This is a genomic window from Snuella lapsa, assembly GCF_039539345.1.
GTDB classification, from domain to species: Bacteria; Bacteroidota; Bacteroidia; order Flavobacteriales; family Flavobacteriaceae; genus Snuella; species Snuella lapsa.
The window spans coordinates 1-16522 of sequence record NZ_BAABCY010000042.1 but is presented as its reverse complement, the minus strand read 5'-3'; the positions used below and the strand labels follow the sequence as shown (position 1 = coordinate 16522).

General features: G+C 34.8%; 16 protein-coding genes. 11 read left to right on the top strand and 5 right to left on the bottom strand.

What is annotated here, in order from left to right; all coding sequences use genetic code 11:
• The first annotated feature begins 170 nt into the window (after window positions 1-170).
• The 6 genes from ABD792_RS09090 to ABD792_RS09065 all read left to right on the top strand — a co-directional run bounded on the left by ABD792_RS09090 (window position 171) and on the right by ABD792_RS09065 (window position 7579).
• Window positions 171-713 (top strand): REP-associated tyrosine transposase, encoded by a 543-nt coding sequence (locus ABD792_RS09090; protein ID WP_345005610.1) that lies wholly within the window; start codon window positions 171-173, stop codon window positions 711-713.
• A gap of 185 nt (window positions 714-898) precedes the next feature.
• Entirely contained in the window at window positions 899-2161 is a 1263-nt protein-coding gene (locus ABD792_RS09085) for a MutS-related protein (RefSeq protein ID WP_345005609.1), read from the top strand.
• Between the two features lie 113 nt (window positions 2162-2274).
• A complete protein-coding gene (locus ABD792_RS09080; RefSeq protein WP_345005607.1) occupies window positions 2275-2817 on the top strand; it encodes an REP-associated tyrosine transposase in 543 nt (180 codons plus the stop codon).
• Between the two features lie 279 nt (window positions 2818-3096).
• Window positions 3097-3693, top strand: coding sequence for a 3-keto-disaccharide hydrolase (locus tag ABD792_RS09075; protein ID WP_345005606.1), 597 nt, complete (start codon window positions 3097-3099; stop codon window positions 3691-3693).
• Window positions 3694-3993: 300 nt separating this feature from the next.
• Window positions 3994-5253, top strand: a complete 1260-nt coding sequence (locus ABD792_RS09070; RefSeq protein ID WP_345005604.1) for a carboxypeptidase-like regulatory domain-containing protein — start codon at window positions 3994-3996, stop codon at window positions 5251-5253.
• 262 nt (window positions 5254-5515) lie between these two features.
• A complete protein-coding gene (locus ABD792_RS09065; RefSeq protein ID WP_345005603.1) occupies window positions 5516-7579 on the top strand; it encodes a response regulator in 2064 nt (687 codons plus the stop codon).
• Window positions 7580-7645: 66 nt separating this feature from the next.
• Here the strand turns inward: ABD792_RS09065 and ABD792_RS09060 are convergent, their stop codons facing one another.
• The gene (locus ABD792_RS09060; RefSeq protein WP_345005602.1) at window positions 7646-8200 is read right to left on the bottom strand and encodes an ester cyclase; all 555 of its coding nucleotides are present in this window, start codon (window positions 8198-8200) and stop codon (window positions 7646-7648) included.
• Between the two features lie 263 nt (window positions 8201-8463).
• On the opposite strand from ABD792_RS09060, the gene ABD792_RS09055 reads away from it, so the two are divergent.
• Window positions 8464-8928, top strand: a complete 465-nt coding sequence (locus ABD792_RS09055; protein ID WP_345005600.1) for a hypothetical protein — start codon at window positions 8464-8466, stop codon at window positions 8926-8928.
• A gap of 123 nt (window positions 8929-9051) precedes the next feature.
• Here ABD792_RS09055 and hemL read toward each other — a convergent pair whose 3' ends face one another.
• The 3 genes from hemL to ABD792_RS09040 all read right to left on the bottom strand — a co-directional run bounded on the left by hemL (window position 9052) and on the right by ABD792_RS09040 (window position 12192).
• Window positions 9052-10338, bottom strand: a complete 1287-nt coding sequence (gene hemL, locus ABD792_RS09050; RefSeq protein ID WP_345005599.1) for a glutamate-1-semialdehyde 2,1-aminomutase — start codon at window positions 10336-10338, stop codon at window positions 9052-9054.
• A gap of 23 nt (window positions 10339-10361) precedes the next feature.
• Entirely contained in the window at window positions 10362-11162 is an 801-nt protein-coding gene (locus ABD792_RS09045) for a glucosaminidase domain-containing protein (RefSeq protein WP_345005598.1), read from the bottom strand.
• A 118-nt stretch (window positions 11163-11280) separates the two neighbouring features.
• Window positions 11281-12192 (bottom strand): 1-aminocyclopropane-1-carboxylate deaminase/D-cysteine desulfhydrase, encoded by a 912-nt coding sequence (locus ABD792_RS09040; protein ID WP_345005597.1) that lies wholly within the window; start codon window positions 12190-12192, stop codon window positions 11281-11283.
• Window positions 12193-12281: 89 nt separating this feature from the next.
• Between ABD792_RS09040 and ABD792_RS09035 the strand changes: the two genes are divergently transcribed.
• From ABD792_RS09035 to ABD792_RS09025, 3 genes are all read left to right on the top strand, one after another.
• Window positions 12282-12443: a C1orf53 family protein gene (locus tag ABD792_RS09035; RefSeq protein WP_345005596.1), complete on the top strand. Its 162-nt coding sequence runs from the start codon at window positions 12282-12284 to the stop codon at window positions 12441-12443.
• Window positions 12444-12598: 155 nt separating this feature from the next.
• Complete coding sequence (locus tag ABD792_RS09030; protein WP_345005595.1) at window positions 12599-13162, top strand: DUF4136 domain-containing protein; 564 nt, start codon at window positions 12599-12601, stop codon at window positions 13160-13162.
• Window positions 13163-13372: 210 nt separating this feature from the next.
• Window positions 13373-15133, top strand: a complete 1761-nt coding sequence (locus tag ABD792_RS09025) for an aromatic amino acid hydroxylase (RefSeq protein WP_345005594.1) — start codon at window positions 13373-13375, stop codon at window positions 15131-15133.
• Here ABD792_RS09025 and ABD792_RS09020 read toward each other — a convergent pair.
• Complete coding sequence (locus ABD792_RS09020) at window positions 15126-15884, bottom strand: enoyl-CoA hydratase/isomerase family protein (protein ID WP_345005593.1); 759 nt, start codon at window positions 15882-15884, stop codon at window positions 15126-15128. The genes ABD792_RS09025 and ABD792_RS09020 overlap by 8 nt on opposite strands.
• Window positions 15885-15998: 114 nt before the next feature.
• Here ABD792_RS09020 and ABD792_RS09015 point away from each other — a divergent pair, with 114 nt between their 5' ends.
• Complete coding sequence (locus ABD792_RS09015; RefSeq protein ID WP_345005592.1) at window positions 15999-16301, top strand: rhodanese-like domain-containing protein; 303 nt, start codon at window positions 15999-16001, stop codon at window positions 16299-16301.
• Window positions 16302-16522 lie beyond the last annotated feature (221 nt).

The following is a 16522-nucleotide window of genomic DNA, read 5'->3' as shown; positions in this document are numbered from 1 at the left end:
ATTCATAGAGACACTGTTTTTTCAAAAATAACCCTATTTTTTGAATTATGATGTATTACGGATATTCAAATATTCCATTAACGGAATTCAAAATGATAAACATTATAGATATTATTATCCCCCCGCTAGCGCGAGCGTCACGCTCGTGCCAATAAGAGTCAGAAACATAAATGAGCAGAAAATATAAATTCCATAACCCTACAGCAGCTTATTTTATAAGCTTTGCTACCGTCTATTGGTTGGATATTTTTACGCGACAGGTTTATTTTAACGTATTGGAAGACAGCATAATCTATTGTAGACTGGAAAAAGGCATGGAGGTATTTGCTTACTGTTTTATGCCAAGTCATGTGCATTTAATATTTAGATCAAACAATGAAGACCCTTCAGGCTTGATAAGGGATTTTAAAGGCTTTACAGCAAGAAAGCTAATTAAAACTATACAAGAAAACCAACAAGAAAGCCGTAAAGAATGGTTATTATGGATGATGGAACGGGCAGGCCATAACAAAAGTAATGTAAAGCAGCATCAATTTTGGCAACAGCACAATAAACCAATTGAGTTATGGAGCGAACACGTAATACAACAAAAAATAGATTATATACACAACAATCCTGTAAGGGCTGGTTTTGTTACCGATCCAGTAGATTGGAAATATAGTAGTGCAAGAAATTACCAAGAAGACCAAACTGTTTTAGAAATTGATCTATAAATAACTAATACTCGTTTTTGTTTGTTTAATAGCACAAGCGTGACGCTTGCGCTAGCATGGGGAGTTTTGAAGTAAAATAAGAATTTTCTTTATATTTGAGTTAATAAATATAATGGATATAAACGCAATTGTGTTTATTCGTTAGTTACCTGCAAGCTGAACAAACAGAACGCCTTGAACTGAAAATGAATAACATTAACGACTTAAATATTGAAAAGGAGATTCTACCTCTATTCGACTATTCTCTGAATATGTTTTCGAGAAATAAAATCCTTGAAATTCTCGAAAAACCATTGCAATCGACTAATGATATAATTCAACGTCAAAATATATTAAAAGGATTCTCTAAAAATCAGAAAATATTAAAGGACTATTCCTATACAGTTTTATACTTGAACGAAGTTCATTTTTTCCTTAATGATGAAAAAATCGAAGACCTTTCAAAGAAAAAACTGAAATATAAACTGTTTGCCTCAAAACAAGAGAAAATAAGATATACAAGCAAACTGAATCAATTGGTTTTGTTTTTCCATCGTTTAGAATCCAAATATTTTACAAGATTGAGTTTAGAAGCTTTTCCAAAAGATTATGCTTCAAACATTAAAAGGCTTTTGCAGTTTCTATCAAATTTTGAACTTCATAAGTTTGACCATATAATTCGTGAAAAAAGGTTAAAAGACAACCACGTAATTGAATTGACAGAAAAAATCAACGATTTAAAAAGAAAAGAATTGATAAGACCTTTTTGGGAGGATTTTTTTCTGTTCGAATCATATCTATCTATTAGTTTCGGAATAACAAAAAACAATTTCACATATCCAATTTTCACAGATAACAGTATTAAACTGCGAGATTTTTATCATCCATTATTAGAAAATCCCGTAAAGAACAACCTCGAAACCAATAGTAATGTAATTGTATTAAACGGACCAAATATGTCTGGAAAATCAACTTTTCTTAAAGCTGTTGGACTTTGTATGTATTTTGGTCATTTAGGAATTGGCATACCTGCATCAGAAGGTGAAATTCCATTTTGTGATTCCTTTTCTATTGAAATAAACAGAAGAGATGATATTCTAAATGGTTATAGCCATTTTATGACCGAAGTGATGAACCTTAAAAAAGTAGTCGAGCAAGCAACTAATGGAAAAAAATGTTTCGCTGTTTTTGATGAGCTTTTTAGTGGTACGAATGTAGAAGATGGTTTTGAAATTTGTAAAACAACAATAAATGGATTGAGCAAATTCAATAAGTCATACTTTTTTATTTCTACTCACATTCAAGAGCTAAAAAGTGTATCAAACGGACAAATTGAAAACTATTATATCGATTGTGAGCTGATTGAAAACATACCGACTTTTACCTATCAGCTAAAAAAGGGTTGGTCGGACATAAAAGTTGGTCGGATTTTATTTGAAAAAGAAGGATTGAACAAAATGTTGAATTAAAAAAGCCAGCAGGTAACAATGGTAGCTGTTGCACAATTCATTATTTCATAAAGACAAAATGACCCCCGCTAGCGCGAGCGTCACGCTCGTGCCTGTAAGAGTCAGAAATATAAATGAGCAGGAAATATAAATTCCATAACCCTACAGCAGCTTATTTTATAAGCTTTGCTACCGTCTATTGGTTGGATATTTTTACGCGACAAGTTTATTTTAACGTATTGGAAGACAACATAACCTATTGTAGACTGGAAAAAGGCATGGAGGTATTTGCTTACTGTTTTATGCCAAGTCATGTGCATTTAATATTTAGATCAAACAATGAAGACCCTTCAGGGTTGATAAGGGATTTTAAAGGCTATACAGCAAGAAAACTAATTAAAACTATACAAGAAAACCAACAAGAAAGTCGTAAAGAATGGTTATTATGGATGATGGAACGGGCAGGCCATAACAAAAGTAATGTAAAGCAGCGTCAATTTTGGCAACAGCACAGTAAACCAATTGAGTTATGGAGCGAACACGTAATACAACAAAAAATAGATTACATACACAATAATCCCGTAAAGGCTGGTTTTGTTACCGATCCAGTAGATTGGAAATATAGTAGTGCAAGAAATTACCAAGAAGACCAAACTGTTTTAGAAATTGATATATAATAACTAATACTCGTTTTAGTTTGCTTAATGGCACAAGCGTGACGCTTGTGCTAGCATGGGGGATTTGAGTTCTTACCACACTGATTACGGTCATGAAATAGACACTTCAAATTTTCCAACTAACACTCATGCAAAATCAAAAATCTTCCTCTCATATTCGAGTTGTGCAACAATCACAACCTATAAGCCCATAACCACCAAATTTCCTGTTCGAAAATCCAACTCATTTTATTAAATTAGACACTTAGAAATACCTTTTAAAAACCAAAACAATATATAATGAAACACCTTTTTTTAACCATGCTAAGTACCTTTCTAATATCAGGAGCTTCCTATGCGCAAACAACATCGCTGTTTAACGGAAAAAACTTGGACGGATGGAAAATATATGGCACTGAAAAGTGGTATGTAGAAGACGGCCTCTTGGTATGCGAAAGTGGCCCCGATAAAGCCTATGGCTACTTGGGCACAGAGCAGAATTACAAAGATTTTGTACTCACTTTAGAGTTTAAACAGAATAGCAATGGTAACAGTGGCGTCTTTATAAGGTCGACTGTCGACGGTACTAAAGTTAGTGGCTGGCAGGTAGAAGTTGCGCCACCAGGAAAGCATACCGGGGGAATATACGAATCCTATGGACGTGGATGGCTTATTAAACCAGATCCTAAAAACGAAAAGGTTTTAAAAGAAGGACAATGGAATAAAATGAAAATTAAAGTGCACAATGCCAAAATTACCTCATGGCTAAATGGCGTTAAGATGGTTGATTTTGAGGATGAAAAAATAGGCTCTGGAGAAGGCGGAATAATCCTCCAAATTCATAGCGGTGGGGATGTTAAAGTAAGCTGGAAAAACATTAAAATAAAAACACTTTAAGCCTCCTTTCCTTTACCACAATAACCTTTCATTGAGGAGGAAACAACATTCCAAATCAAAACACTATAAGGATTTACATTAACGTGAATCCTTTTTTGTATACAGATGGCAGCAGGTGGTAGCGAATTTTTGGCCACAAATGGTCACTCCAAATTTATACCTAATATATCTAAACCTAGTTTTAAAAAACACAAAATCCATTTGATAATCTAAAAATGATTACTAAATTGCTAAAGGCAAGAATTTTCATCTTTACCATGTTGAAAAATAAAACATTTTGATTCAAATAGCGAATAATCTATGAAAATAAAAATTCTTTTAATCCTTTCAATAATAACATTTCAGGTAAAAGGGCAAAACAAGAATACCATTACTGGAAATATAATTGACAAAGACACAAAAGAGGCTTTGCAAAGCGCAACAATTATATATCAAAATAAATCAATTGGAACAACTTCTGATAAAAATGGGCTTTTCACGCTCACTTTAAGTAGTGCTCGTGAATCAGATAGTATATTCATTTCGTATATGGGTTATGAAACTATTAGAACAACTGTCTTAAAATGTAAGAACACAAAAATACACGAATTGAAGCCGTTTATCAATGAATTAATTGAGGTTACAATTGCATCAAAGAAGTTAAATCTAAAAAAGTTCATTAAAGAAGTAATTACAGGTTATAATAAAAACAAAAGAAAAAATGCACATATAGCAATTGCGCATTATAGAGAAAAAGCAAAAGAGAACAATCAGTTTATTATGTTTATGGAAAGTATTGGATATTCTGTGTTTGCAGATACACCCGCAAATACAGCACCGCTTTCAAACTACAATTTTTTTTATGAAAACACCAAAAGCCATGTGGTTAATCCTAAATGGACTAAATACAAAAGAGCTGTTCTTAATGTTCAAAAAGTTGCTCCTGGAGGAGGAGCTAATTTGAATATATTCCGTTCTTTAGAGTTATATGGGGTACTATCAAACAAGTATTACAAAAAGTATAATTATAAAAAAGATTCTACGTATTATATCCAAAACAATCCTGTTTATCGAATTCGTTTCGATGGGAATAATGCAAAAGGTTCAATTCATGTTTATGCAGACACTAAACAAATATTGAAAGTTGAGTGTTCAACAACAAAATATTGGAGTACTGCTTTTCATAAAAGAGTTGATGCGCAAATCAAGATTCAGTTCAATTATTTTGAAAAAGTGCCCTTCGTTTCAGAAATCACAGCTAGTTATCAACATAAAAACTTAGAATATCAAAATTCTTTCGAAGTTTTGGTTCAAAAATTCAACAATTTTGATTTAAGCAAAGAAGAATATTGGAGTATGAATGGTTACGACAAGAACCCGTATGTTGAATACATTCCTAAAAATTGGAAAACCACAATTGAGCCTGACAAGGATTATGACAAAATTGCAGCTGACTTAGCGTCAAACCCAGCATCTTTGGAAAAACAGTTTGAGAATTCCTCTGGCAGATGGTTCTTCCCAAATAAGGAAACAAACAAATTGGCTGTGTCAAAAATCAAACAATTAAAAGAAAAATTTTAAAGAGAAAAAACGAAATGGTAACACCAGTATGATCTCCTCTCAAATCAAGACAGATAGCATTTGTTAAAGTATTATCCAAAGCAAAAATTACAAACAAGGGCAGAAATTCACACCTTACCTTAATAAAGATTGGCTAAAAGTTTTTTATGTTTGCAGGTAAAAAAATAGTTACAGATTTTTACAATTGAAGCACTTGTATAACAAGTGAAATAACAATAAAAACCCCCATATTAAAAAACAACCCCTAAATGTTGCACATGGTATGATTAAAAAGCCTCATTTAAATGCAATCCTACCGTTTGTAACATTTTGTGTATTTTCCATTTCCATCTTGTTCCTTTGGAAATTGGGCATAGACAACCATAACACCCATTTCAAGGACGAAATAAACCAAACCGGCGAACTAATATCCAAAGAGTTTAGGAACATAGTAAACAACGATATCGCGAGACTCAAAAACTTAAAAAACAGGATTGAGTTTACAGAAGGTGCTTATTATGAAAATTGGGAAAAAGATGCTACTATGCTATTATCCCAAAGCCCTTCTTTTAAATTTGTTGAGTGGATAGACAAGGACATGATTATAAAAAAGATCACGCCCTTAAAAGGAAATGAAGCTGCGATAAACCTTAACATTTCTAAATTAGATTACAGAAGGGACGAATGGATTAAACACAGTCTGGACAGTACTTTAAATTTTACGAATTGGCTCAAACTAACACAAAATGGTTATTCATTTTTAGTAGATGTCCCTGTTTATTTTAAAGATGCATTTCAAGGCACCATTAGTGCGGGCATGGACTTTAAAAATAGTTTTGACAGATTGGTTAACTATTTAGATGACCAGTACGCTATAGAATTAAGGGATAGTAACGGCACGCTGTTTTATGAAACAAACAAAGACATTAAGCTTGAAACCACAAGTAATGCGGCATACAATAACTCAATACTAGTTGACAAATCAGACAGTCAATATTGGCAACTAAAAGTGTTTCCTACAAAAAATTTATTTTTAGTCAGTGAGGAAACAATTATCAACATTGCATTAGCCACTGGACTTTTATTATCCTTGCTAACAAGCTTACTGATCTATTACTCTCTAAGAGCCAAAGTAAAAGCAAAAAGTGCTTTATTATACAACTCAAAACTCCTACAAACTAACGAAGCATTAAATAAGTCACGCCAAGTTGCCGAAAAAGCTTCACAGGCCAAGACTGATTTCTTATCCAACATGAGCCATGAAATCAGGACACCGCTTCACGCCATAATAGGCTTTATTCAACTATTAAAGTCAAGTAACCTTAAGAGCGAAGACAAAGAATACCTGCACCTAATGGATAAGTCATCAAACAACTTATTGGCCATTGTTAACGATATTTTAGATGTCGCAAAATTAGAATCTCAAAACATACAACTAGAAGAAACTGTTTTCAATCCCTTGCAGACAACAAAAGACTTAATTGAAAACCTACAACACCTTTTTTCGGATAAAGGACTTTATATAACAACACGTTTTAATCCATTACATGGTATTAACGCCATTGGGGATAAATCTAAATTCATTCAAATTATAACCCACATTTTAAAAAATGCAATAAAGTTTACAAATCAGGGTGGTGCTACAATTGTTTACAATGAATTACTTCTGGATAATCATTTAAATATTGGTATCACAATTCAGGATACAGGTATAGGTATTCCCAAAGAAAAAATGGCAACTATTTTCGATAGGTTTACACAAGTTGACGACAGTTTAAAGAAGCAACATGCTGGCAGTGGACTAGGACTAGCTATTAGTAAAAACTTAGCCTTAATGATGGGGGGCAACATATCTGTTGAAAGCGTTGTTGATAAAGGTACCAAGTTTCATATTTCCATTCCACTTAACATTGCAGAAAATCAAACTTCTGTCAATACCACAGATACAGCAAAAGAAAGCCTTAACCTGCCAAACTTAAAGATCCTTATTGTAGACGACAACAATATAAATGTTATTGTTCTCAAAAAACTCCTTGAAGATCTTGACATAAAAGTGGATACCGCAAATAATGGTGAAATAGCCATAGAAAAAGTAAATTCCAACACGTATCAGCTTGTTTTTATGGACATTCACATGCCCGTAATGGATGGTTGTGAGGCCACCAAGCATATTAGAAAAACACATAAAGACCTTCTTATTTATGGGCTTTCGGCCAATGTTACACCAGAAGCTACTACAAAAGCTATTGAAAGTGGCATGAACGACTATATAACCAAACCATTTAAAAAAGAACAACTTTATGCACTTTTAAAAGCCAATTTTGATTTAAACCTTTCCCAAAATTAGAGAACTTCTTGAAGCGAACTGTTCACGAGATAATACATCGATGAGTACTTTTCGATTAAAACAATGTTAGTCACTTTTGGTCGAAGCATCAACTATATCATACCCTGTTTGAATAAATAACTCTAGTGTATTCCATGAAGAGTCGTCTCTAACAACTTTTCCATCTTTAATTGTAAAAACAGTAATTCCCGATAAACCTTTAAAAGGTTTACCATTGCCTTTTACCCCAATCAATTCGCCTGTAAACGTTCCATCGACCGACCAATGTATTACCACCATATTACCTCTAATATCGTAACGAACCAAATGAAGTTCCATATCTGGATATGCGCCATTGATAATATTAAATTCATTTGCTAATTCTGCAGCGCTCGAACTTGTTCCTCCAGGACTTACCCTAATAAAATCATTAGCAAACACCGTATGAATAAGAGCTGTATCTCGCTTTTCCCAAAGCAAATCTACCTTATCCCAAAGTGCTTTAAAATCAGTATCGGTAATTTCTTCATCAATAGACAAAGTCGCTACGCTTGTGGAAGCTGATTGTTCCTTACACCCTAAAACAATAAGTAAGAACAATGCTAAGATGCATACCAAGTTGTTTAATGTTAGTCGTATCATAATTGTGTCGATTTAATTAATAGCCATCTAAAATTACAAAAACAAAAACAACTGATAATCAATTAAATACAAAAAAAAGTATTAAGAAATCATTACGACTCTTAATCATTACTCATTAACCAATTACAAAAAGAACTTATTTTATCATAACACACATGCCAATTACAACCAAACACGTTAACATCTTGTTAAAAAGCAAGTTATCATTAAACCTTATGGAATTCCTTAAGTCTTATTAGCAATTAAACTTAAAACTTCTGATTATGAAAAAATTCATATTTATTGCCATTGCCTTTGTTACCTTACAGATTACAGCACAGCATAGAAGAAACGAAGGTCCTAATATGCGAGAACGCAGCCAAAAAATGAGCCAGCTTACTCCAGATGAAGCAGCTACCTTACAAACAAAAAAAATGACCTTAATGCTTGATCTAAATGAATCACAACAAGCAGAAATTCATAAGATAAACCTTGAAAATGCTACCAAAAGAAAAGAAATGATGGAAGCTCGAAAGGCTAAAAAAGATGCTAATGCTGTCGAAAAACCTTCAAAAGAGGCACGCTTAAAAATGATGAATGCCATGCTTGACCACAAAATTGCCATGAAAGCTAAGATGAAAACGATTTTAAACGAAAAACAGTATACCAAGTGGGAAACCGCTCAAGCCAGAATGGAAGGCAAACGAAAAGGTAAAATGGGTGAACGACCAAAAAGAAAACACAATTGATTTTGATTGTTGTTTAGTTGATTGATTAGTTTGTTAAAAGTGCATTTCCAAAATTTGGAAAATGCACTTTTTATTTTACACCATTTCTACTTTAAATTTACGCATATAGAATAGAACTTAGCATTACAAAGTTTTAGCAACTACTCCAACAGCTGCTATTGTCTCATCTAAATCTTCATACGATAATGCATCGGTAATGAACCATGTTTCAAAAGCACTAGGAGCAATATAAACGCCTTCATTAAGTAGGCCGTGGAAAAACTTTTTAAAGGTTTCGTTGTTTCCCTTAGCTGCTGAATCAAAATCTACAACAGGGTCTTTATCAAAATGAACGGATATCATAGAACCTACTCTATTAATAGTATGCACCACATTATTAGCCTGCAAGACTTCTGCAATACCTTTGTGTAAATACGCTGTCTTTTCTTCCAAACGGTTAAAGAGTTCTTTATCGTTATGTATTTCTCTAAGCATTGCCAATCCTGCAGCCATTGCCAAGGGATTACCGCTTAAAGTCCCTGCTTGATAAACCGGCCCCAATGGTGCCAAATGCTCCATAATTTCATTACGCGCCGCAAAAGCCCCCACTGGCAAACCACCACCAATAACTTTACCGAAGCATACAATATCTGCATTAATATTAAAGCGTTCTTGTGCACCGCCTTTGGCCAAACGGAACCCTGTCATTACCTCATCGAAAATCAGTAAAATATTATGCGCATCACACAAGTGCCTTAAGTCTTTTAAAAAGTTTTCTTTAGGAGGAATACACCCCATGTTTCCTGCTACTGGCTCTAAAATGATACAGGCTATCTCATTAGGATTTGCATCAATTAATTGCTTTACATTTTCAATATCATTATAACGTGCCAACAAAGTGTCTTTAGCCGTACCTTGTGTTACCCCTGGACTATTTGGAGCTCCAAAGGTTACTGCACCACTTCCAGCCTGAATTAGAAACGAATCACTGTGACCATGATAACAACCAGCAAATTTTATAATCTTGTCTTTGCCCGTAAACCCTCTAGCCAAACGTACAGCACTCATGCAAGCTTCGGTTCCCGAATTCACAAATCTAATTTTATCAATATTAGGCACCATAGTAACAGCCAATTCGGCTATGTGAGTTTCTATTTCGGTTGGCATGCCAAAAGAGGTTCCTTTTTTGGCCTTATCGATCACTGCATCGACAACGGGCTTGTAAGCATGGCCTAAAATCATAGGTCCCCATGAGTTTATATAATCAATCAAACGGTTTCCATCCTCATCGTACAAATATGCCCCTTTAGCTTCTTTAACAAAAACAGGTATACCCCCAACTGCTTTAAAAGCTCTTACAGGCGAATTTACACCACCTGGAATTACTTGCTCTGCCTTTACAAACAATGCACTACTACGTGTATAATTCATATATTTAAATTCGTTTCTAAAATCTATTTAATTTGCAATTCTTGTCCAATACTAAGCGTATTATCCTTTAATCCATTAATTTTTTGAAGTTCTTTTACCGTTGTATTGTACCTTTTGGATATGGAATATAATGTATCACCCTTCACAACAGTATAAGTAATAGCATTTTCTTTTTCTGGAACCTCCAGTTTTACATAATCTGCCCCCAAGACTTCTTCATCATACTTATACAATTGGTAGCGTTCTATTAAACTTATTAGCTTTTGTGGATACTTTCTATCGGTAGCGTACCCAGCTGCACGTAATCCACGAGCCCAGCCTTTGTAATCCTCTTTTCTAAGTTTGAAAAGCCCCGCATAACGCTTTCGTTGTGTTAAGAACAAAGAATGGTCCCTAAACGAATATTTTGCGTCCTTATACTTTCTGAAGCATTCCTGCGCCTTATCATCATCATGATAAATCTTTGCCCCTGTCCAATCATGACATTTAATTCCAAAATGGTTATTCGCTTTTATAGAAAGACGCCCATTACCTGAACCCGATTCCAAAATACCCTGAGCAATGGTAATACTGGCAGGAATATCATACAAACGCATTTCATTCTGTGCAATTTCCTTATATACGTCTATGTATTTTTCTGTAGCACTAGCATATACCTTAGTTGGCGCTTCCTCCTCCTTTTTACCCTCTACCTTTACTTCAACACCCTTCTTTTCAGCACGTTCTATAACAGGTCTTGGTCTCTTAGTGGTTACGACCGCTTTTTTAGAACGACAACTAAAAACAATACAACCTAAACAAACTATTACTAATAAACGTTTCATTTACTCCTTTTTATTTTTATTACTTTAGTGACCAATCCTCCCTCCTTTAGGCGGGCACAACATCCATATTATTATTGCTCTATAATACAAAACTTTTAGTCACGGATGTTTCATTACTTTACTCAATTATTGGTAAATTCTTACTCCTTAAAACCATATTCATTCCAGATATACCCTGTAGTCCACCTGTATGAATCGCTAAAATCTTTGCTCCCTTTGGAAAAAAGCCGCGATCGATTAAATCAAAAATCCCAAACATCATTTTACCAGTATAAACGGGATCCAAGGCTATATTATTCTCCTTCTTAAAAGTATTAATAAACTTTACCAAAGCTTCATTAACCTTTGCATAACCACCAAAATGATAATCGTTTAGCAGCTCCCAATTACTTTTAACTGCAAATTTACTAATATCTTCTTTTAAAAAATCACCTTTTAAGGCTGGAAAGCCCAAAACTTGTTGACTGGCTTTTGAACAATTTATAAGGCCAGAAATAGTACCTCCTGTACCCACTGCAGTACAGATAAAATCAAAAGCAGCATCAGTATCTGCTAGTATCTCTTCGCACCCCTTAACAGCCAGAGTATTTGTACCGCCTTCTGGAATTAAGTAAAAGGTCCCAAATTCGGCGTTTAAACGATCTATGAAAGACTCCGTGGCTTTAGTTCGGTAAGTAGCTCGCGATACAAATTTAAATACCATACCACAGCCCTTTGCAAAGCTTAATGTGGGATTATCAGTTATTTTATTGGCTAATTCCTCTCCCCTTATAACTCCAATGGTCTTGAAACCCAAATCCTTTCCTGCTGCGGCAACAGCTGCAATATGGTTAGAAAAAGCACCACCAAAAGTAAGTAAGGTTTTTATCCCTTTGCTTTCTGCTTCAATAAGATTATATTTTAACTTACGGTATTTATTTCCCGATACGAAAGAATGAATACGATCTTCTCTTTTTATAAAGAGCTCTATCGCTTTTTCTTCTGGCAAATAAATTTTCTGATTTATACTATGTTCTAGTTTGAATATCATTTCCGCGAAGATACTTTTTTAAAATATTAAAACAGTGACTACACCAAATAATCCCAATTCAAATCTAATTCCTTTATATTTGCAGCCTGATGAAAAAAATAATTCCTCTCGAAGAAGGTGATTTCTACCTAACGCCAGAAGGCTATCGTTGCTTTACCGAACAGTACCATCTAAAAAGGGGGTATTGTTGTGAAAGTGGTTGCAGACACTGTCCATACGGCTATAATAAAAAAACCAATACTCAAAAATAACGGAAAGCACTTAACAATAACCTTCAATTCTATTACAATTGCTTGGTATGATTATTGCTGCTATTTCTAAAACTAAAAATACTTAAACCCAGAATTTTATAAAGGATTTTATCGTATTTTTAGAAGAAAAAAGAAACCAAATAAATTTTTGAGCTATGAAAAAATTATTAAAAACATTACCACTTTTAGCACTACTAGTAATATTAAGTTCTTGTAGCTCGGTTAGAGTAGCAGCGGATTATGATAAAAATGCAAGCTTTAATGAGTACAAAACCTTTGCCTTCTTTAAAACAGGTATCGATAAAGCTGAGATTAGTGATTTAGATAAACGTAGAATCCTTCGTGCCATTGAAGCCGAGCTATTAGCTAAAGGGCTTACCAAATCAGAAAATCCTGATTTATTGATTAGCCTATTTACTAAATCCCAACAACGTGTAGATGTTTACAACAACCAATGGGGTTATGGTGCTTGGGGCTGGGGTGGTTATTATGGACCAGGCTGGGGTCCTGGTTGGGGCTGGGGCTGGGATCGCCCAAGTGTATCAACCAGTACGCAAGGTACATTGTACATAGACTTTATTGATGCAAAGAAAAAAGAATTGGTATGGCAGGGTATGGGAACAGGTTACCTAAGTCGTAATATAGAACAAAAAGAAGAACGCATCAGAGAATTTGTAAATAAAATAATGGAAAAGTACCCTCCGGGATCACAACAATAAAATCTTCTTATTTATAAAAGCAACCCATGTCGGTTGCTTTTGTATTTTACATTCAATCTTTACCTTTCCATTACTAGATTTTGTACTTTTACTCTACAACGAGCACTTAAGCGCTCCGAGGTTTGACTCGAAAATAAAAATATTTTTTCTAAATAATGCTTTGTGAGCTTGCTCCAAAGCTGTTTCCTTAAAACCCTAGTTTACGAAGACATGTCTAGTACAATTGAATCGAACGCTATTTTAAACCGCTTACCCAAGCATTTAAAACAATTCATAAAACCTCAAAATTATGAAGATTACTCGGCTATCGACCAAGCCGTTTGGCGTTACGTTATGCGTAAAAATGTAACGTTTTTAAATACCGTTGCCCATAAATCATATATAGAAGGCTTAAAGCAGACCGGAATCTCTATTGACAGTATCCCTAACATGTATGGCATGAATCGGATTTTAAAAGATATCGGCTGGGCTGCCGTAGCCGTCGATGGCTTTATTCCTCCAAATGCCTTTATGGAATTTCAAGCATATAATGTATTGGTTATTGCTAGTGACATAAGGCAACTAGAACATATGGAGTACACACCTGCTCCCGATATTATCCATGAGGCTGCCGGCCACGCTCCTATTATCGCAAACCCAGAGTATGCTGAATATCTTAGGCGCTTTGGAGAAATAGGTTGCAAGGCTATTTCGTCGGCTAAAGATTACGAATTATACGAAGCCGTAAGGCATCTATCTATTATTAAAGAAGCTCCCAATTCTTCCAAAGAAGCTATTACCAATGCTGAAAGCAAAGTAGAGGTGCTACAAGAAAACATGGGAGCTCCAAGCGAAATGGCTCTTATTAGAAATTTACATTGGTGGACTGTAGAATATGGTTTAATAGGCACCTTAGATAACCCTAAAATATATGGTGCTGGATTATTATCATCTATAGGTGAAAGCTCATGGTGTATGACAAGCGCCGTTAAAAAACTACCGTACGACATTAAAGCTACTTACAAGGATTTTGACATTACCAAGCCACAACCGCAACTTTATGTCACTCCAGATTTTGCCCACTTGAGTCTTGTTCTAGAAGAATTCGCTAACACCATGGCATTGCGAAAAGGAGGTTTATCGGGGGTTAACAAATTAATAAACTCGAATACCCTAGGAAGTGTAGAATTAAGTACAGGTATTCAGATATCTGGTGTTTTCACTAATGTAATCGAAGATCAAGGCAACCCTATTTACATACAAACAACCGGAGCTACAGCCCTTGCTTATAGGGAAAAAGAATTAGTGGGACACGGAACAAAAAGCCATAGTAAGGGTTTCGGTTCGCCTATTGGTAAACTTAAGGGCATTAACATTGCAATTGAAGATATGAGCCCCAGGGATTTAAGGGCATATGCCATCTACGAAGGGGAAGTAACTACTTTAGAATTTGAAGGAGGCATTAAAGTTTCTGGAGAAATCGTTACCGGTAAACGTAACTTAAAAGGGAAAATAATTCTTGTTAGCTTTAAAAATTGCACGGTTACGTATAAGAATTCTGTTTTATTTAAACCTGAATGGGGCATTTATGACATGGCGGTTGGAAAGGATATCGTTTCGGCATTTTCTCGTCCGGCAGACCTTAACAGTTTTAACTTGATTACTCATGTACCAAGTTCTAAAACCATTCATGTAAAAAAATCGGAAGAGCAATTACAACTCGAAACACTATACCAACAAGTTCGTGATTATAGAGAGGGCACAAACCGTACTATTTCCAGAACCAAAGTATTAGAACAGCTTATAGAAAAACACCCAAATGATTGGTTACTTCCTGTAGAACTCTACGAATTAGCTTTTAAAGGACACGAAACTGAATTGTGTAAAAATATATTATTTCATTTAGAAAACATTAAACAAGACAGACCTGAGGTCGGTCACTTAATAGATGATGGCTTAGCAATTATTAAACAAAATGCGGTAATTAGCTAGTAGCAAAACGCTTTAAAGTAGCTTTAGTAAAGTCGCTTAAAACCAGTTTCCCACTAATTTTAGCTCGCTCCAACAGCAATGTATCCCAATGCGTCGTACCTTCCCAAAAAACTGTTTTTATTTCCTTTAAAGCTTCTGGATTATAAGTACTTAATTTCTCTGCAAATTCTTTAACCGCTGCGTCCAAAAGTTCTGTTGTTTCGTAAACCTCTGCATACAATCCCTTTTCTTTTGCGAATTCAACAGAAAAAAATTGTGTAGCATTTATAGTCATTTGAGACATGGCTGTCTTACCTATTTTTCTTGACACAGCTGGTTCAATTACAAAAGGTCCAATACCAATACTAAGCTCGCTCAATTTTATTGCAGCGTACTGGGTTGCCATACAATAATCTGTAGCTGCAGCAAGCCCCACGCCACCTCCAACAGCCTTTCCCTGTACACGTCCGATAATGAGCTTCGGACATTTACGCATAGCATTGATAACATTAGCAAACCCCGAAAAAAATTGCTTACCTGATTCAGCTTCTTTGATAGCAATCAACTCTTTAAAACTAGCTCCTGCACAAAAAGTTCTGTCGCCACCACTTTTTAAAACAATTACCTTTACAGCCTTATTTGTGCCAGCTTCAATAATGGTCTGCTCTAATCTTTGAAGGCTTTCAGTGGGCATGGCATTTTGATCTGGATGGAAAAATTCAATATACCCCACTTCATTTTCAATAGTCAATGTTATATATGGCTGCTTCATATGCTTTGTGTTACAATGGCTGAATATACATAAATTTTTGCTTCGGTTTAACTTAGTAACCCATGTTACATAATGTTCTAAAAATAATCTTGTAATTTGTAAAAAATAATAACAATGGGATTATTCGATTTTATTTTTGGCTCTAAAAAACAACAAGTTAAAAGCTTTGTAGAAAAAGGAGCCGTTATTTTGGATGTACGCACGCAACGTGAATGGGACAATGGGCACATTAATGACTCCATACACATCCCTTTGGATGAATTGAAAAACAGGGTCAACGAGATAAAAAAATTCAACAAGCCAGTCATAGTGGTTTGTCAAAGTGGTATAAGAGCAACTAAGGCGGTAAACTTTTTAAACTTGAACAATATTGAAGCTATCAATGGAGGTGGTTGGGCTAGTTTAAAAACAAAGTAGCTATAAAACAAAAAACATTAGTTTCCTTCGACATAAGAAGTCTAACTAATGTAATTATCCTGATTAATAGCACTACAAATGTAATGCATAAAACCTTTGTTTACTTTAAGTCAAAGTTACTATAACGTTATTTTGGTTCCCTCAACCTAATTAACGTGAATCTTGTTTAAGCCGCCCATAGAGATAGTTGATTGGATTCAATGGGTGTAATGTTCAGAGAC